Source organism: Sporosarcina jeotgali (assembly GCF_033304595.1).
In the GTDB taxonomy this organism is placed as follows: domain Bacteria; phylum Bacillota; class Bacilli; order Bacillales_A; family Planococcaceae; genus Sporosarcina; species Sporosarcina jeotgali.
In genome coordinates, this window is sequence record NZ_CP116341.1 from 304,579 (window position 1) to 322,485 (window position 17,907).

Below are 17,907 nucleotides of genomic sequence, written 5' to 3' on the forward strand. Positions count from 1 at the left end.
GCGCTCATAAAGCAGGAGAAGTGATCATAAACCTGGGGAAATGCTCATAAAACTGGAGAAGCGCTCATAAACATGGGGAAATGCTCATAAACCAGCAGAAGTGATCATAACCATGTGGAAGTGCTCATAAAACTGTAGAAGTGCTCATAAACATGGAAAAGTGCTCATAAACCAGGAGAAGTGATCATAAACCTGGGAAAGCGCTCATAAAGCTTGGAAAGTGATCATAAACCTCTTAAACCTCAGAAACCACTCAAAACTTCAACCCCCCAATCAAACACTCGCGCGGCAATCTGGCTGCAACTAGTCAACTTGATTCGCGACCAGCCTGCACTTCATCAGAATTCACCGTTATTTCAAAATTTTCATTGACTGAATGCTCATTCATATCTTAAACTAGTAAGGAACGCATCGACAAACTGCCTCAATTCATCTAGACTAGTAAGAACATTCATTACATACACACAAAGGGGAGGACATCATGACACCTTTATTAATCGCCAACTGGGTTTTATTCCTGGGCGTTGTCGCATATGGACTGGCGCTGTTTACTTATTTAATTAAAACACGCACACAATTTATCCGACTCGGGCAAAAAGAGGACTTTGATAACAATGTACAGAAACGCCTCAAAGAAGTTTGGGTTAACGTATTCGGACAAAAGAAACTATTGAAAGATAAAAAGAGCGGTTCCATTCACGTGATGTTTTTCTATGGGTTCCTGCTCGTGCAATTTGGTGCAATCGATCTCATTTGGAAAGGATTAAAACCGGATTCACACTTACCGTTCGGACCGGTCTATCCCTTCTTCACATTCTTCCAGGAGATTGTTGTAGCAGTCATCCTTGTAGCGGTTGTTTGGGCATTCTACCGCCGTTACATGGAAAAACTTGTCCGCTTGAAACGCGGCTGGAAATCAGGACTTGTCCTCATCTTCATCGGTTCACTGATGATTTCGACGCTCGTTGCAAACGGTATGAACATGATTTGGCATAACCATGCAACGACTTGGACGGAGCCTATGGCGTCAGGAATTGCAAGCGTTTTCAGTTTCCTGTCCCCAACCGCTGCAGCAGCGATCTTCTTCGTAGCATGGTGGGTTCACTTGCTTACATTGCTCACATTCCTCGTGTATGTGCCGCAATCGAAGCACGCGCACTTGATTGCCGGACCTGTCAATACGTATATGATGCGTTTCGACCGCCGCGGAAAACTTGCGCCGATCGATTTTGAAGCACTAGAAGAAATTGAAGACGAAGATGAAATGCCGACACTTGGCGTCGGCAAAATCACGGACTTCACTCAGCTGCAGATGATTGACTTGTATGCGTGTGTGGAATGCGGCCGCTGTACGAATATGTGTCCGGCTACGGGAACAGGGAAAATGCTGTCCCCGATGGACTTGATCACAAAACTGCGCGATAACTTGACGAACACAGGCGCATTGACAACAAAACAAAAGCCTTGGGTGCCAAGTTTCATGTTCAGCAACACAAAAGGGAACCAAATCGCACTTGCCGCTGGTCTTGAAGGCGCAACGATGGACGACATTTACAATCCATCTTTGATTGGCGATGTCATCACTGAAGAAGAAATTTGGGCATGTACGACGTGCCGTAACTGTGAAGACCAATGTCCGGTAATGAACGAGCATGTTGATAAAATCATCGACCTTCGCCGTTATCTTGTCATGACAGAAGGTAAAATGGATGCAGATGCACAGCGCGCGATGACAAACATCGAACGCCAAGGAAATCCATGGGGACTGAACCGTAAAGAGAAAGAGAACTGGCGTGACGCACGTCCGGATCTTAAGATTCCAACGGTGAAAGAACTGAAAAAAGCTGACGAATCCTTCGAATACTTACTATGGGTCGGCTCAATGGGGGCATTCGACAACCGTTCACAAAAAATCGCGTTGTCCTTCGCGCACTTGCTGAACGAAGCAGGGGTTTCATTCGCCATCCTTGGAAATAAGGAGAAGAACTCCGGTGACACACCGCGCCGTCTTGGAAATGAATTCTTATTCCAAGAGCTTGCGACGGCTAACATCGCTGAATTCGAAAAAGCGGAAGTGAAAAAGATTGTCACGATTGACCCGCACGCATTCAACATTTTCAAAAACGAATATCCTGACTTTGGCTTCACTGCCGAAGTGTATCACCATACCGAGCTTTTACACGAACTTGTCCAACAAGGCCGTTTGAAGCCACAGCATGCAATCGAAGAAACGATTACATTCCACGATTCGTGTTACCTGGGCCGTTACAACGATGTGTACGACGCACCGCGTGAAATTTTGAAATCTATCCCAGGTGTCAACTTGGTAGAGATGAAACGAAACCGTCAAGACGGCATGTGCTGTGGCGCTGGCGGAGGTCTCATGTGGATGGAAGAAGACGCAGGTCACCGCATCAACGTCGCTCGTACAGAGCAGGCCATGGAAGTGACACCGGGTATTATTTCTTCCGGATGTCCGTATTGCTTAACGATGCTGTCGGACGGAACGAAAGCAATTGAAGTGGAAGAAACGGTCGGAACGTACGACATCGCTGAGCTTCTTGAACGTTCCGTATTTGGAGAAGGAATCGCAGACGGATCTGAATCTGAATTAGAACCAGTACTTCAGTAAAAAGGATTTGCCAGAATACCAGATTTGTCCTACAATTGAGACAGTCGAACAGAACAGAATTGTGAATTAAATTAACCGAGGGGGAGCACCAGTGCTTCCCCTTTCTGATGAAACCTAACCGAGCGAGCGTTCAGTCGCTCCTTGCACACCGAAATGTAAACGTTATCAAAAAACTGGAGGATGATGAAAATGGTTAAGACAGTATTGATTGACGGCGCACGAACTGCTTTTGGAAAAATGGGTGGCGCACTGCAAACCCTTACTGCAAGTGATTTAGGCGGAGCGGCGATTAAATCCGCGCTGGAACGCTCGGGAGTGGAAGCGGCAGACGTCGACGAAGTGATTTTTGGAACGGTGCTGCAAGCGGGGCAAGGACAAATTCCATCGAGACAAGCGGCGACAAAAGCCGGCCTTCCATGGAAAGTGAAAACAGAAACGATAAATAAAGTATGTGCATCCGGTATGCGCAGTGTAACGCTTGGCGATCAGCTGATTCGACTGGGGGATGAAGAAGTCATCGTTGCAGGCGGCATGGAGTCCATGTCGAACGCACCGTACTACTTGCCGAAAGGTCGTTTCGGATTACGCATGGGTGACGCAACCCTCGTCGATGGCATGATCTACGATGGGCTTTCCGATTCGTTTTCACCAGGAAATGTTCACATGGGGACATTCGGAAACTCAACAGCTGAAGCGTTTAATGTGACACGTGAACGTCAAGATGAGTGGGCATTGCGCAGTCATCAGCTTGCCGTAGCTGCGATGGAGAAAGGGCTGTTTGCTGAAGAAATCACACCAGTTGAAATTCCTCAGCGTAAAGGCGACCCCATCGTCGTTAATACAGACGAAGCGCCGCGGAAAGATACGTCACTCGAAGTGCTGGCGAAACTTCGCCCGGCATTCGGTAAAGATGGATCCGTCACTGCAGGGAACGCGCCTGGTGTAAACGACGGTGCATGTGCACTCGTATTAATGAGTGACGAGCGGGCAGACCGCGAAGGCAAAAACGTTCTCGCAACGGTGATCGGTCACGCAGAAGTTGCAGTGGAGCCTGAAAACTTCCCGCAAACTCCAGGGCTGGTGATCAATGAAATCCTTAAGAAAACAGGGAAATCGATTGAAGAGATCGACCTATTTGAAATCAATGAAGCATTCGCAGTCGTTGCACTCGCGAGTTCAGAAATTGCAAAACTCGATCCGGAAAAAGTGAACGTCAACGGCGGCGCAGTCGCACTCGGTCATCCCATCGGCGCGAGCGGTGCGCGGATCATTTTGACACTTGCGTACGAACTGAAGCGCCGCGGCGGCGGAATCGGCGTTGCAGCAATCTGCTCCGGCGGAGGTCAGGGCGACGCAATCATGATTGAAGTTCCGAAACAATAACCAGCTGGGCTGTTGTTTGGGAAGTTTATGGGCAGAAAACAAGATTTATGGTCAAAGTCAGAGGGGAAGGAAAGGGCTGGATTCAATGAAAGAGCCAAATGCCCCCTCCTCCCTGCAGAAAATGCTTCGCGAAGCGGAGCACACCAATTAATCTTGGTTTTGATTGGTAAAGTGCACTTGGCGCGGCAGGTGAAGGCATTTGTAATATGTGATTCTGCCGCGTGCGATTGGTTATGAGCGTAATTCACAAGTTTATGATCACTTTTTGCTGCTTATGAGCGGAAATTTGAGTTTATGATCACAATTCTAGTTTTATGATCGTAATCACAAGTTTATGAGCATATTTCAAGGTTTATGATCGTAATCGCGAGTTTATGATCATTTCTAGATTATGAAATTGGCAACATCCATCAACACGACTCTGAAAGGATGAATCGATATGAACATTCAAAACGTAATGGTAATCGGCGCTGGTCAAATGGGCGGCGGCATCGCGCAAGTCTGCGCGCAGGCTGGATTCAATGTAACGCTCAATGATGTGAAAGAAGAATCGTATGCAAAAGGGATCGCAGTCATCGAGAAAAACTTAGCACGCAACGTTGAAAAACAGCGAATGACTGAAGACGAAAAACAAGCTGTCCTTGGACGCATTACGAAATCACTCGACATCAATGATGCGAAAAACGTTGATATCGTGATTGAGGCAGCTGTTGAAAACATGGATATCAAAAAATCCATATTCAAACAACTGGATGAAATTGCACCTTCCCATACGATTCTCGCGACGAACACATCATCATTGCCCATTACTGAAATCGCAGCGGCAACGAAACGGCCGGAACACGTCATCGGCATGCATTATATGAACCCGGTGCCTGTTATGAAACTTGTCGAAATCATTCGCGGTTTATCCACATCAGATGACGTGTATCAAGCGGTGGAAGAGATGACGAACAAACTTGGTAAAGTACCTGTGGAAGTGAACGACTATCCAGGATTTGTCGCAAACCGCGTGCTTATGCCGATGATCAACGAAGCGATTTTCACACTGCAAGAAGGAGTAGCAACGAAAGAAGCAATCGACGAAGTGATGAAACTTGGAATGAACCACCCAATGGGGCCGCTTCAACTCGCAGATTTCATCGGACTCGACACATGCTTGTACATTTTAGAAACGCTGCAAGAGGGTTATGGCGATCCGAAATACCGTCCGTGTGCATTGCTTCGTAAATACGTAAACGCTGGATGGCTTGGCAAAAAATCAGGGCGGGGCTTCTACTCGTACTCATAAAAGGGGACTAACATATGGATTTCCATTTCACCGAAGAACAACAGATGATGCGCAAACTGGTCAAGGACTTTGCCAAAGCGGAAATCGAACCATTCATTCCTAATTTGGAAGCAGATGAATTCCCGGCGGAAATCGTTAAAAAGATGGGTGAACTCGGGCTTATGGGGATCACCGTTCCTGAAGAGTACGGGGGCGCCGGTATGGATTTCGTCTCGTACATCAGTGCAATCCACGAACTTTCAAAAGTACACGCAACGGTGGGAGTCATTTTGTCTGTACATACATCGGTCGGAACGAATCCGATTCTTTACTTCGGAACAGAGGAGCAGAAAGAACGCTACTTGAAGAGAATGGCGGCCGGCGAATTACTGGGTGCATTCTGTCTGACAGAACCTGCATCGGGCTCAGACGCAGGCTCCCTTAAAACGCGCGCTGTGAAAAAAGACGGCGGTTATGTGTTGAACGGTTCGAAAGTATTCATCACTAATGGCGGGGAAGCGGACGTATATATCGTCTTCGCCGCAACGGATCCATCAAAAGGTTCGTATGGAATATCAGCGTTCATCGTGGACGGCGACACTCCAGGATTAATTATCGGAAAGAACGAAGAGAAGATGGGTATGCATGGCTCACGTACCGTCCAGCTCACGTTCGAAGACATGTTTGTACCTGAAGCCAACTTGCTGGGTGAAGAAAATGCCGGTTTCAAAATCGCAATGGCCAACCTAGACGTCGGCCGAATCGGAATCGCCGCACAAGCGCTCGGCATTTCAGAAGCTGCGCTTGAAGCAGCTGTTGATTATTCAAAAGAACGTGTCCAATTCGGCAAACCAATTGCTGCGAACCAAGGAATCGGCTTCAAGATTGCTGACATGGCGACCGCTGCAGAAGCGGCGCGATTACTCGTATACAGAGCAGCTCAACTGCGCGCTGAAGGCAAACCATGCGCACAAGAAGCTTCAATGGCGAAATTATTCGCTTCCCAAACGGCAATGGACAACGCCATCGAAGCTGTCCAAGTATTCGGCGGCTATGGCTACACGAAAGACTATCCCGTCGAGCGCTACTTCCGTGACGCGAAAGTCACTCAAATCTACGAGGGCACAAGCGAAATCCAACGCATCGTAATTTCTAAGAATCTGACGAAGTAATTTATAGATTAGTATTGGAATAAACCCCGCTGGGCGATGTGATCAAGCAGGCAGTGAATCCGCTCAAGCCAGCGGGAAAGTGATCAAGCAAGACACGAAACCGCTCAAGCAACCAACGAATCCAATAGAAAAGAGGAACTCACTATGAACTTTACACTTTCTGAAGAACACGAAATGATCCGCAAGATGGTCCGCGACTTTGCAGAAAAAGATGTCGCGCCGACAGCAGCTGAACGCGATGAAGAAGAACGCTTCGACATGGATATTTTTAAAAAGATGGCAGAACTCGGACTAACGGGGATTCCTTGGCCGGAAGAATACGGCGGCATTGGCGGCGATTATCTCGCATACGTGATCGCAGTCGAAGAATTGTCACGCGTTTGTGCATCAACTGGCGTTACACTTTCCGCGCACACATCTCTCGCTGGATGGCCTGTTTTCAAATACGGAACGGAAGAACAGAAGCAAAAATACCTCCGTCCAATGGCTGAAGGATCTAAAATCGGTGCGTATGGGCTGACAGAACCTCAATCAGGATCGGACGCGGGCGGCATGAAAACAACGGCTAAGCTCGACGGTGACGACTATATCCTGAACGGATCGAAAATCTTCATCACAAACGGCGGCATCGCGGATATTTACATCGTCTTCGCTGTCACAGATGCAGACTCGAAACATAAAGGGACGACTGCATTTATTGTGGAAGCAGACTACCCAGGCTTCTCTGTTGGGAAAAAAGAGAAAAAGCTTGGCATTCGTTCATCACCAACTACGGAAATCATCTTTGACAACTGCCGTGTGCCGAAAGAAAACATGCTCGGTGAAGAAGGTCAAGGTTTCATTATCGCAATGAAAACGCTCGATGGCGGACGCAACGGAATCGCTGCACAAGCGGTCGGAATTGCTCAAGGTGCACTGGATGCTGCAACAGGTTACGCAAAAGAGCGCGTGCAATTCGGGAAGCCGATTGCTGCGAACCAGGGAATCGGGTTCAAACTCGCTGATATGGCGACTGCAACGGAAGCGTCTCGTCTATTGACTTACCAGGCTGCATGGCTCGAGTCCAACAATCTGCCATACGGAAAAGCATCTGCAATGGCGAAACTCATGGCGGGTGACACAGCGATGAAAGTTACAACAGAAGCGGTTCAAGTCTATGGCGGATACGGATATACGAAAGACTATCCAGTTGAGCGCTTCATGCGTGATGCGAAAATCACACAAATCTATGAAGGCACGCAAGAAGTGCAGCGCCTCGTCATCTCCCGTATGCTGACGAAGTAAAAAGGGGGTCAGATGATGGAACTGAAGCACCAAGTAAAGTCGTCTGTAAAAGATGGCGAGTTAATCGAAAAAAGACGCGAGCAAATCATTCATGGCGCCGTCCGATTGTTCAAGCAAAAAGGGTTTCATCGGTCAACGACGCGTGAAATCGCAAAAGAAGCAGGCTTTAGTATCGGGACACTTTACGAATACATCCGTACGAAAGAAGACGTACTGTACCTCGTTTGTGACACGATTTACGATGAAGTGCAGCACCGGCTTTCAGGAATCGCCGACGAAGAAGCAACAATTGGCGGCCTGACCCGCGCAATCGACGTCTACTATCGGCTGGTCGATGATTTATCGGATGAATTCGTCGTCATGTACCAGGAATCGAAATCATTGCCAAAAGGCGCACTTGATTATGTACTGAAAAAAGAACGCGCAATGACGGGATTATTTGAATCGCTGCTTAGTGCGTGTGCTGCAGCCGGGGAGCTTCGCATTGCGGATAGCAGCGTTAAGCTCGCTGCCCATCACATTGTCATCCAAGGACAAATGTGGGCATTCCGCAGATGGGAACTGCAGCAAATGTATCAGTTAGATGGCTATATAGAATTTCAAACCGATCAGTTACTGAACGGATTAGTGAAGCCAGCGAGCAATTAATGATTGGGGAAATGGAATACAACGCAAAAGGGGTGCACGAATATGGCAACAGCAGAAACGCAGCAGGAAATTTATAAACCGACACATCACGTGCGATTTGTTACGGCATCGAGTCTATTTGACGGACATGATGCGAGCATTAATATTATGCGCCGCATTTTACAGTCAACAGGCGCTGAAGTAATTCACCTCGGACACAACCGCTCTGTCGAAGAGGTCGTGAACGCGGCAATCCAGGAAGACGTCCAGGGAATCGCGATTTCATCGTACCAAGGCGGACACGTTGAGTACTTCAAATACATGTACGACTTATTGAAAGAACGCGGCGCAGGTCATATTAAAATCTATGGCGGCGGGGGCGGAGTCATTATCCCGAAAGAAATCAAAGAGCTGCACCAATACGGTATTGCTTGGATTTTCTCTCCTGAAGACGGCCGTAAACTCGGCCTGCAAGGGATGATTAACCGCATGGTCGAAGAGTGTGATTACGCAACGGAAGTGAAGGACGAAATGGCTTATTTGGAGCAAGTCGAAACGACAAAGCCCGAACTGCTTGCGAACCTCATCACGTATGCTGAAGAGCATTATGCCGATCAAGACGAGAAAGCTACAACGCTATTAAATCGTGCGCGCGAAATGTCGAAAGGGACACCAGTTCTCGGGATAACGGGAACAGGCGGAGCCGGAAAGAGTTCATTAACAGATGAATTGATTCGCAGATTCCTTCATGAACTGCCCGATCGGAAAGTCGCGATTCTATCCATCGACCCGACGAAACAAAAAACGGGCGGTGCGCTTCTCGGTGACCGGATCCGGATGAATGCGATCTTCAACAAACGTGTATTCATGCGCAGTCTCGCAACTCGCGGGTCTCGTACGGAACTTTCAGGTGCGTTAAAAGATGTACTCGATATCGTCAAAGTGGCGGGGTATGATCTGATCATCGTGGAAACGAGCGGAATCGGGCAAGGGGACGCAGAAATCGACGAAGTTTCAGACGTTTCGATGTACGTCATGACGAGTGAATTCGGTGCGCCATCTCAACTTGAGAAAATTGACATGATCGACTTTGCAGATTTGATCGCCATCAATAAATTCGAGCGTAAAGGTTCGGAAGACGCTTTGAGTCAAGTCCAAAAGCAATATCAGCGCAGTCGACTGCTTTTTGATCAGCCTTTGGAGTCGATGCCAGTTTATGGCACAATCGCTAGTCAGTTCAATGACAAAGGAACGAACACGTTATTTGCTGCAATTGTGGATACGCTCAACAAAAAGTGCGGCAGTGACTGGACGACTTCTTACACGGAATTCGTGAAAACACAGAAACAAAACGTCATCATTCCGAACGACCGTCTGCAATATTTGCGTGAAATTGCGAACACGGTCCGCGGCTACCATAAACATGCAGAACAGCAAGCACACCTCGCAACACGGTTGTATCAGCTCGAAGGAGCGCTCGCAGAAGTACGTGAGAAAACGCCAGATGATGCACTCGTGAAATCACTTGAAACGCTTCATGATAATGTGCGCGATGAAATGACAGCGGAATCCCGCCGTATTCTCGATAACTGGAACACGTTGAAAGATTCGTATGCACAAGACGAATTCGTGACGAAAATTCGGGATAAAGAACTTCGGACGGCACTTACAACAACGAGTTTATCCGGATTAAAAATTCCTAAAGTCGCGCTGCCGAAGTTTAAAGACTACGGCGAAATCATTCGTTGGGTCTACAAAGAAAATGTTCCTGGATCGTATCCGTACACAGCGGGCGTATTCCCGTTCAAACGCGAAGGGGAAGATCCGAAGCGTCAGTTCGCGGGAGAAGGAACACCGGAACGCACCAATCGCCGGTTCCATTACTTGTCGAAAGACGACGATGCCAAACGTTTGTCGACTGCCTTTGACTCTGTGACACTTTACGGAGAAGACCCGGATGAGCGTCCGGATATTTACGGAAAAGTAGGAGAGTCTGGCGTCAATATCTGTACATTAGAGGATATGAAGAAACTCTATGATGGATTTGACTTATGCGCGCCTGCCACATCCGTTTCGATGACAATCAATGGCCCAGCGCCGATTATCCTCGCGATGTTCATGAACACTGCGATTGATCAGCAAGTGAAGAAACAGGAAGAAGAACTTGGCCGCACGTTATCTGTAGATGAATTCACGGAAGTCCGGGAAGCAACGCTGAAAGTCGTACGCGGGACGGTGCAAGCCGATATTTTGAAAGAAGACCAAGGGCAAAATACATGTATCTTCTCGACAGAATTTGCGCTTCGTATGATGGGGGATATCCAGCAGTATTTCATCAATAAAAAGGTAAGAAACTATTATTCTGTTTCCATTTCGGGCTATCACATTGCAGAAGCCGGTGCGAATCCGATTTCACAGCTCGCATTCACACTCGCGAACGGCTTCACGTACGTTGAATACTACTTGAGCCGCGGGATGAACATCGATGACTTCGCACCGAACTTATCGTTCTTCTTCTCGAACGGTCTCGATCCCGAGTACACAGTGATTGGCCGCGTGGCACGCCGCATCTGGGCGGTCGCGATGCGCGAGAAATACGGCGCAAACGACCGCAGCCAGAAGCTGAAGTATCACGTCCAGACATCCGGCCGTTCGCTTCATGCACAAGAAATCGATTTCAATGATATCCGGACAACATTGCAAGCGCTTATGGCATTGCAGGATAACTGCAACTCGCTCCACACCAATGCGTATGATGAAGCGATCACGACACCAACGGAGGAATCCGTTCGCCGCGCAATGGCAATCCAGATGATCATTACAAAAGAGCACGGTCTTTCGAAGAACGAAAACCCGCTCCAAGGATCATTCATCGCAGAAGAATTGACAGACCTTGTCGAAGAAGCAGTCCTTCAGGAATTCGACAAACTGAACGACCGCGGAGGCGTTCTCGGCTCAATGGAAACGCAGTACCAACGCGGGAAAATTCAAGAAGAATCCATGCTGTATGAGATGAAAAAGCATTCAGGCGAACTCCCGATCATCGGAGTCAATACGTATTTGAACCCGAACCCGCCATCTGAAGAAGACATCGACAGCATGGAACTGGCACGCGCCACTCAAGAAGAAAAAGAAACACAAATCAAAAACTTGCGCGCTTTCCAATCCGCGCACAGCAGCGAAGCAGAACAAGCCCTAACAGATCTGAAACAACTCGCCATCTCTGGCGGCAACATCTTCGAGGCCCTCATGGACACCGTAAAAGTCGCAAGCCTCGGCCAAATCACCAACGCCCTATACGAAGTAGGCGGCCAATACCGCCGCAACATGTAACAAAAAAGAGCGGGGGGAAACCCCTCGCTCTATTTAGTGCTTATTTGTATGTTACTTGTAGAATTGGAATAGGACTTGCTTACTATTATCCATCTAAGTAATGTGAAAGGTAGTTATGATTTTCGGTTTCTAAGTTTATCAATACTTTCAAAGAAATCTCCTTCGACTCAAAAGTCTCAAAGTATACTCAGTATAGCTAGATTATCCGTTGATCGAAACGAAAGGCGGCGACTCCTGGGGGATAAGCGAAGAATGAAGACCCCGCAAGAAGCGAAGCGAACTGAGGAGGCTGAATTCAAGCCCCCCGGAAAGCGTCCGCCTGAAGTGCAGATCAACACCGTCCTACTACCCCACCCGAATTTATTCACAAACAAAATGAATTTCAGTGGATTTTAAACCCAATACCCGAGTATACTATATAGAATGGCCGAAAAGGGGTGCGGAAGTTGAAGATAGCACTTCATCTTGTTATCATAATCACACTAATCGTACTGACATATCTCCTCTACGGAGAAGGATTCGGTGCAATTCCCTTCCTGCTCGCGGCCGTCTACTTACTCGTGATCAGCTGGAAAGAATTCAAGCGATTCCGTAGAACTAGAAAAACTCAGTAACAAAGCACCAGTCGAATACATGAAAAAGGCTTCAGAAAGGGCGTGCAACTCATGGACTACAAAAACATGACAAAAGAACAACTACTTGAGGAATCAATGATCGACATCAGCTTTGCAATTTTTGAAGAGCGTCGCGAACCCATTGCATTTCAAAAACTATTGGACGAAATCCGCAGTCTTACAGGACGCAGCAAAAAAGAAATAGAAGAACGCCTTCCACAATTCTATACTGACATCAACGTCGATGGCCGTTTCATGGCAATGAACGATGGCGGCTGGGCACTTCGTGAATGGTATCCAGTTGACCAAATCGAAGAAGAAACAGCGCCTGTCGTTAAAACTCGTAAGAAAAAGAAAAAAGCTACAGACGATGACGACGAAGAATTGGAAGACCTGGATGACTTGGACGAGGATGAAATCTTCGAAGAAGACTATGAAGAACTAGGTGACGAAAAAGACCTCGATGACGAAGAAGAAACAGATCCGGACGAGGATGAAGTCGAAGATCCTGCCGAAGGTCTTGAAATCATTCCAGATGAAGATATCGAATTGGACGAAGAAGATGAGGAAGAAGAGGACGACGAAGAAGAGGAAATATAATCTTTTCTTGACTTATAAAGTCCTCCGCTATACAATCTAATTGGGCTCCTTTTTAAAGGACAAACGAACGGATGTTTAAGCGCTCCTTCTGCAGTGAAGACTGCAGCAGGGGCGTTTTTTCGTTATTGAACCGGTTGAAAATCAGCTTTTCCCGACTATAAAACACATTGGAGGAATCATTCATGACGAAATATATATTCATTACAGGCGGTGTCGTTTCCTCACTCGGAAAAGGCATAAATGCAGCATCCCTAGGAAGACTTCTTAAAAATCGCGGCTTACAAGTGACGATGCAAAAGTTCGATCCATACATCAATATCGACCCGACGATGATGAGCCCGCTTCAGCACGGTGAAGTGTTCGTCACTCAAGATGGTGCAGAGACGGATCTTGACATTGGTCACTATGAGCGCTTCATCGACATCGATTTAAACCAGTATTCTAATATTACGATGGGTAAAGTGTACTCGCTTGTTCTTCAAAAAGAACGGAACGGAGAGTATAACGGAGCGACTGTTCAAGTCATTCCGCACATCACAAACGAAATTAAAACACTCATCAAGCGCGCAGGACAAGAAATGCACGCAGATGTTGTTATAACTGAAATCGGCGGAAGTGTCGGCGACTTCGAATCATTGCCGTACCTTGAAGCAATCCGTCAAATGAAAACGGACTTAGGCAAAAACGATGTGATGTACATTCACAATACACTCGTTCCTTATTTGAAAGCTGCAGGCGAATTGAAAACAAAACCGACACAACACAGTGTAAAAGAGCTCCGCAGCCTGGGCATCCAGCCAAACATGATTGTATTGCGCAGTGAATATCCGGTTCCACAAGAAATGAAAGACAAGATTTCATTGTTCTGTAACATCAAGCCTGAAGAAGTAATCGAAGCAAGAGACGCAGAAACGTTATACGAAGTACCGCTTCGCTTGCACGAACAAAAAATGGACGATATTGTCGTCGATTTCCTCGGTTTAGAAGTGAAGCAGCCTGAAATGGACGAAGTGAAAAAACTTGTCAGCCTTGTGAAAAACCTATCGAAAACGGTACGTGTAGCACTTGTAGGTAAATACGTGGAGCTGCAAGATGCATACATTTCACTCGTTGAAGCGATGTATCATGCAGGGTATGCATTTGATGCAGATATTGACATTAAGTGGATTAATTCTGAAGAGATCACTTCGGCAAATGTTGCAGAATTACTGTCAGACGTTGACGGCTTGCTGGTACCGGCTGGTTTCGGAGAGCGCGGCGTAGATGGCATGATTCATGCAATTGCGTATGCACGTAAAAACGATCTTCCGTTCCTCGGAACAGGTCTAGGTATGCAACTCTCTGCAGTTGAATATGCACGCGATGTTATGGGACTTGGACAAGCGCATTCTGTTGAATTCGATGCACATACGAAGGATCCAATCTTCTTATTGCACCCGGACTTCCGCAACGGCCGCGAAGACGAAAGCGAATTGCGCCTGGGAAGCTATCCATGTGAAGTGAAAAAAGGTTCAAAAGCTCACGAAGCATATGGCTCAGAGCTTGTGGAAGAACGTCACCGTCACCGTTATGAGTTCAATACTGCGTATAAAAAGCAGTTTGAAGAAGCAGGCATGGTGATTTCAGGCATTAGCCCGGATGAGCGTCTAGTTGAAATTATCGAAGTGCCAAGTCATCCATTCTTCATCGGATGTCAGTTCCATCCGGAATTCGTTTCACGTCCAACGCGTCCGCAACCTCTTATTAAGAGCTTTGTGGAAGCGGCACTTGCACACCAAAAATAATAGTTAAAACCCCTCAATTCCGCTTCGCTGCGGAATTGAGGGGTTTTTCTTTGTATAAGCTGGGATTTTGCAGATTTATTTATTCCGTGCCGGAATCGGCTGGCTCACCTCGTGAACCGGCTCGTTTGGGGTGGCAACCCGCTCGTTCCGGGCGAACCCGCTCATTCCGGGCGTGAACCCGCTCGTTCCGGGCGTGAACCCGCCCGTTCCCGGTGGCAACCCGCTCGTTCTCGGGGACAACCCGCTCGTTCCCGCGAGAAACCCGCTCATTCCGGGGGGCAACCCGCTCGTTCCGGGCGTGAACCCGCTCGTTCCGGGCGTGAACCCGCTCGTTCCGGGCGTGAACCCGCTCGTTTGGGGTGGCAACCCGCTCGTTCCCGGTGGCAACCCGCTCGTTCCCGCTAGCAACCCGCTCATTCCACCCCCACAACGCAAGCCTTACCAATCTGCAATCCCTTAAAAATCCGCCAGCATTTCATCATAAGAAAGCTTAGCGGCCTCATAAACAAACAAGGATGCCAGCAAATGGGGCTGTACAACCCGTTGGCCTTCATCATTCGGGAGCAATCCTTTTGAAATTCCTGTTGAAATGTACACATCTGCAAGCTCGGAAAGTTCATTCTCTTCAGATGCTTTTTCTGAAGACACCACCGCAAACAAGACCTCCTGTGCTGCCAAATTCCGGGCAAGTTCAAGAGCCGCTGAATCCGCGGACTTCCTTGTGAATAACCAAACTCGATCCATGGAGCCTAACTTAAGATCACTAGAATAACGAGCCGCGTTTGAAAAAGGTTCAGCACCTTCAATTGCATTTGTGACAACGCCATTCAATTCGTTTATCCCAACCAGCACTACACGCCCGTCACCAACCGCTGCCTGGGCAAGAAGCCGAGCCGTATCTTCAATCGCTTCTTCATGGTTCGTTCCAATGCGCTGCAAAAGACCAGCAACTTGTGTTGTTAACATTTTCATAACTGCACCTCCGTAAGTAGTAGTATAGTGAAAACGAAAACATTTCGCGATAAAAGAAGGATTATTTGGGTTTTTGTCTAATAACTATTAATATTCGCAATAGTTTCGTAGAACTTACAGAAGGACAATTTAAAAGGAGTGGACAGTTTGAAAAAGTTGTTGATTGTAGATGACCAGGCTGGCATACGCCTGTTGCTTGATGAAGTTTTTAAAAAAGAAGGGTATGAAACCGTCCTCGCCTCAAATGGCAAAGAGGCGTTGCTTCGTGTGGAGAACGATCATCCGGATTGTATTCTGCTGGACATGAAAATGCCCGGGATGAACGGATCTGAAGTGCTTCAGGAAGTGAAAAACGACAGACCGGATATCCCAGTGGTCATGATGACGGCATACGACGAAATCGAATCTGCAAATCAAAAAACAACACATCAAGCTGACCACTATTTTACGAAACCATTTGATATCCATGAAGTGCGGCAGACAATTGAACAGTTATTGCGAGAACGATAGTGCCTGTTCCCTTAAGTGGAAGTGAATCGGTTTTTTTGATATGATGAAGTAGGAATACATCTGAAAAATGAATCGAGCACAATCCGTTTCCATATTCGAAGGAGGAACTGCACATGGCACTCGTATCAATGAAAGAAATGATGATTAAAGGTAAGCGGGAAGGATATGCAATCGGGCAATTCAACTTGAACAACTTGGAGTACACGCAAGCGATTTTACAAGCAGCTCAAGCTGAACAATCCCCAGTCATCCTAGGCGTATCTGAAGGCGCAGCACGTTACATGGGTGGTTTTACTACGGTCGTTCACATGGTAAAAGGACTTATGCACGATTATAAAATCACAGTACCAGTAGCAATTCACCTAGATCATGGATCGAGTCTTGAAAAGTGTAAAGAAGCGATTGACGCTGGATTTACATCCGTCATGATTGATGCTTCTGCAAAACCTATCGAAGAAAATATTGCGATTACAAAGCAAGTTGTAGATTATGCACATCCTAAAAATGTTTCCGTTGAAGCGGAACTTGGTCTAGTCGGCGGTCAGGAAGACGATACAATTGCTGAAGGCGTTATGTACGCGGATCCTGCAGAATGTAAACGTCTGGTCGATGAAACAAATATCGATTGTCTTGCGCCGGCACTGGGTTCTGTACACGGTCCTTATAAAGGTGAACCGAATCTTGGATTCAAAGAAATGGAAGAGATTTCGAACCAATCGGATCTTCCACTCGTCTTACATGGCGGCACTGGAATTCCAACAAAAGATATCCAGCGTTCCATTTCACTTGGCACTGCAAAAATTAATGTGAATACAGAAAATCAGATTCAAGGAACGAAAAAAGTACGTGAAGTGCTTGCAGCTGATTCAGAAGTTTACGATCCTCGTAAATTCCTTACACCAATGCGCGAAGCGATTCAAGCAACTGTTGTTGGGAAAATGCGTGAATTCGGCAGCTCTCAAAAAGCGTAACGTACACAGTGTTTCTTGCATGAACGTTTAGACTAAACCTATAGGGGGAGACATCCCGTAATCGGATGAATCTCCTCCTTTTCAATTTTAAGGAGGAACACGGACTATGAAATTTTTCATTGACACAGCGAATTTTGAAGAAATTAAAGAAGCCCACAGCTGGGGGATTTTGTCTGGAGTCACAACAAATCCTTCACTCGTAGCGAAAGAGAATATCTCATTCCACGACCGGTTAAAAGAAATCACGGCACTCGTTCCAGGTTCAGTCAGTGCTGAAGTCATTGCACTCGATGCTGAAGGAATGATCAAAGAAGGCCGTGAACTTGCAGCGCTCGCGCCGAATATTACGGTAAAATTACCAATGACTCCTGAAGGCTTGAAAGCTTGTTCAGTTTTCGCAGCTGAAGGTATTAAAACCAACGTAACGCTTATTTTCAGTGCAAACCAAGCATTGATGGCAGCGCGTGCCGGAGCTACATACGTGTCTCCGTTCATCGGCAGACTCGATGATATCGGTCAAGACGGGTTAGCGTTGATTGAGACAATTGCAGATATCTTTACCATCCACAACATTGACACGGAAATTATTGCAGCATCGATTCGCAGCCCGCAGCAAATTACAAACGGGGCACTTGCAGGCGCTCATATTTCAACAGTGCCATTCAAAGTATTACAGCAGCTGTTCAGCCATCCACTGACAGATAAAGGGATTGAACAATTCTTAAAGGATTGGGAAGCCCGCGACAACAAGTGAT

Annotated in this window: 15 protein-coding genes; 13 read left to right on the top strand and 2 right to left on the bottom strand. The window is 47.0% G+C overall.

Annotation, left to right across the window (positions count from 1 at the left end; genetic code table 11):
- Positions 1-481: 481 nt before the first annotated feature.
- The 10 genes from PGH26_RS01555 (at position 482) to pyrG (ending at position 14,699) form a co-directional block, all read left to right on the top strand.
- Complete coding sequence (locus PGH26_RS01555) at positions 482-2,632, top strand: heterodisulfide reductase-related iron-sulfur binding cluster (protein ID WP_323692282.1); 2,151 nt, start codon at positions 482-484, stop codon at positions 2,630-2,632.
- 189 nt (positions 2,633-2,821) lie between these two features.
- Positions 2,822-4,015 (top strand): acetyl-CoA C-acetyltransferase, encoded by a 1,194-nt coding sequence (locus tag PGH26_RS01560; protein ID WP_323692283.1) that lies wholly within the window; start codon positions 2,822-2,824, stop codon positions 4,013-4,015.
- 439 nt (positions 4,016-4,454) lie between these two features.
- Positions 4,455-5,306, top strand: a complete 852-nt coding sequence (locus PGH26_RS01565) for a 3-hydroxybutyryl-CoA dehydrogenase (protein WP_323692284.1) — start codon at positions 4,455-4,457, stop codon at positions 5,304-5,306.
- 14 nt (positions 5,307-5,320) lie between these two features.
- Positions 5,321-6,457 (top strand): acyl-CoA dehydrogenase, encoded by a 1,137-nt coding sequence (locus tag PGH26_RS01570; protein ID WP_323692285.1) that lies wholly within the window; start codon positions 5,321-5,323, stop codon positions 6,455-6,457.
- A 144-nt stretch (positions 6,458-6,601) separates the two neighbouring features.
- On the top strand, positions 6,602-7,741 hold the full coding sequence (locus PGH26_RS01575) for an acyl-CoA dehydrogenase (RefSeq protein WP_323692286.1): 1,140 nt from the start codon (positions 6,602-6,604) through the stop codon (positions 7,739-7,741).
- Between the two features lie 15 nt (positions 7,742-7,756).
- A complete protein-coding gene (locus PGH26_RS01580; protein ID WP_323692287.1) occupies positions 7,757-8,389 on the top strand; it encodes a TetR/AcrR family transcriptional regulator in 633 nt (210 codons plus the stop codon).
- 42 nt (positions 8,390-8,431) lie between these two features.
- Positions 8,432-11,701, top strand: coding sequence for a fused isobutyryl-CoA mutase/GTPase IcmF (gene icmF / locus PGH26_RS01585; protein ID WP_323692288.1), 3,270 nt, complete (start codon positions 8,432-8,434; stop codon positions 11,699-11,701).
- 446 nt (positions 11,702-12,147) lie between these two features.
- Positions 12,148-12,315 carry a hypothetical protein gene (locus PGH26_RS01590; protein WP_323692289.1) on the top strand — a complete coding sequence of 56 codons (168 nt, stop codon included), beginning with the start codon at positions 12,148-12,150 and terminating at the stop codon, positions 12,313-12,315.
- Positions 12,316-12,366: 51 nt separating this feature from the next.
- Complete coding sequence (gene rpoE, locus PGH26_RS01595; RefSeq protein ID WP_323692290.1) at positions 12,367-12,915, top strand: DNA-directed RNA polymerase subunit delta; 549 nt, start codon at positions 12,367-12,369, stop codon at positions 12,913-12,915.
- A gap of 182 nt (positions 12,916-13,097) precedes the next feature.
- On the top strand, positions 13,098-14,699 hold the full coding sequence (gene pyrG, locus PGH26_RS01600; protein WP_323692291.1) for a CTP synthase: 1,602 nt from the start codon (positions 13,098-13,100) through the stop codon (positions 14,697-14,699).
- A 75-nt stretch (positions 14,700-14,774) separates the two neighbouring features.
- On the opposite strand, the gene PGH26_RS01605 is transcribed toward pyrG, so the two are convergent.
- On the bottom strand, positions 14,775-15,116 hold the full coding sequence (locus PGH26_RS01605; protein ID WP_323692292.1) for a ribosomal eL19 family protein: 342 nt from the start codon (positions 15,114-15,116) through the stop codon (positions 14,775-14,777).
- Between the two features lie 39 nt (positions 15,117-15,155).
- Positions 15,156-15,671 (bottom strand): DUF2529 family protein, encoded by a 516-nt coding sequence (locus tag PGH26_RS01610; RefSeq protein WP_323692293.1) that lies wholly within the window; start codon positions 15,669-15,671, stop codon positions 15,156-15,158.
- 147 nt (positions 15,672-15,818) lie between these two features.
- On the opposite strand from PGH26_RS01610, the gene PGH26_RS01615 reads away from it, so the two are divergent.
- The 3 genes from PGH26_RS01615 (at position 15,819) to fsa (ending at position 17,906) form a co-directional block, all read left to right on the top strand.
- A complete protein-coding gene (locus tag PGH26_RS01615) occupies positions 15,819-16,181 on the top strand; it encodes a response regulator (protein WP_323692294.1) in 363 nt (120 codons plus the stop codon).
- A gap of 113 nt (positions 16,182-16,294) precedes the next feature.
- A complete protein-coding gene (locus tag PGH26_RS01620; RefSeq protein ID WP_323692295.1) occupies positions 16,295-17,152 on the top strand; it encodes a class II fructose-bisphosphate aldolase in 858 nt (285 codons plus the stop codon).
- Positions 17,153-17,258: 106 nt separating this feature from the next.
- Positions 17,259-17,906 carry a fructose-6-phosphate aldolase gene (fsa, locus tag PGH26_RS01625; protein ID WP_323692296.1) on the top strand — a complete coding sequence of 216 codons (648 nt, stop codon included), beginning with the start codon at positions 17,259-17,261 and terminating at the stop codon, positions 17,904-17,906.
- Position 17,907 lies beyond the last annotated feature (1 nt).

Coding starts and splice junctions, on each gene's coding strand:
- PGH26_RS01555 (WP_323692282.1), top strand. CDS start 482: ATGACACCTTTATTAATCGCCAACTGGGTTTTATTCCTGGGCGTTGTC.
- PGH26_RS01560 (WP_323692283.1), top strand. CDS start 2,822: ATGGTTAAGACAGTATTGATTGACGGCGCACGAACTGCTTTTGGAAAA.
- PGH26_RS01565 (WP_323692284.1), top strand. CDS start 4,455: ATGAACATTCAAAACGTAATGGTAATCGGCGCTGGTCAAATGGGCGGC.
- PGH26_RS01570 (WP_323692285.1), top strand. CDS start 5,321: ATGGATTTCCATTTCACCGAAGAACAACAGATGATGCGCAAACTGGTC.
- PGH26_RS01575 (WP_323692286.1), top strand. CDS start 6,602: ATGAACTTTACACTTTCTGAAGAACACGAAATGATCCGCAAGATGGTC.
- PGH26_RS01580 (WP_323692287.1), top strand. CDS start 7,757: ATGGAACTGAAGCACCAAGTAAAGTCGTCTGTAAAAGATGGCGAGTTA.
- icmF (WP_323692288.1), top strand. CDS start 8,432: ATGGCAACAGCAGAAACGCAGCAGGAAATTTATAAACCGACACATCAC.
- rpoE (WP_323692290.1), top strand. CDS start 12,367: ATGGACTACAAAAACATGACAAAAGAACAACTACTTGAGGAATCAATG.
- pyrG (WP_323692291.1), top strand. CDS start 13,098: ATGACGAAATATATATTCATTACAGGCGGTGTCGTTTCCTCACTCGGA.
- PGH26_RS01605 (WP_323692292.1), bottom strand. CDS start 15,116: ATGAGCGGGTTGCTAGCGGGAACGAGCGGGTTGCCACCGGGAACGAGC.
- PGH26_RS01610 (WP_323692293.1), bottom strand. CDS start 15,671: ATGAAAATGTTAACAACACAAGTTGCTGGTCTTTTGCAGCGCATTGGA.
- PGH26_RS01620 (WP_323692295.1), top strand. CDS start 16,295: ATGGCACTCGTATCAATGAAAGAAATGATGATTAAAGGTAAGCGGGAA.
- fsa (WP_323692296.1), top strand. CDS start 17,259: ATGAAATTTTTCATTGACACAGCGAATTTTGAAGAAATTAAAGAAGCC.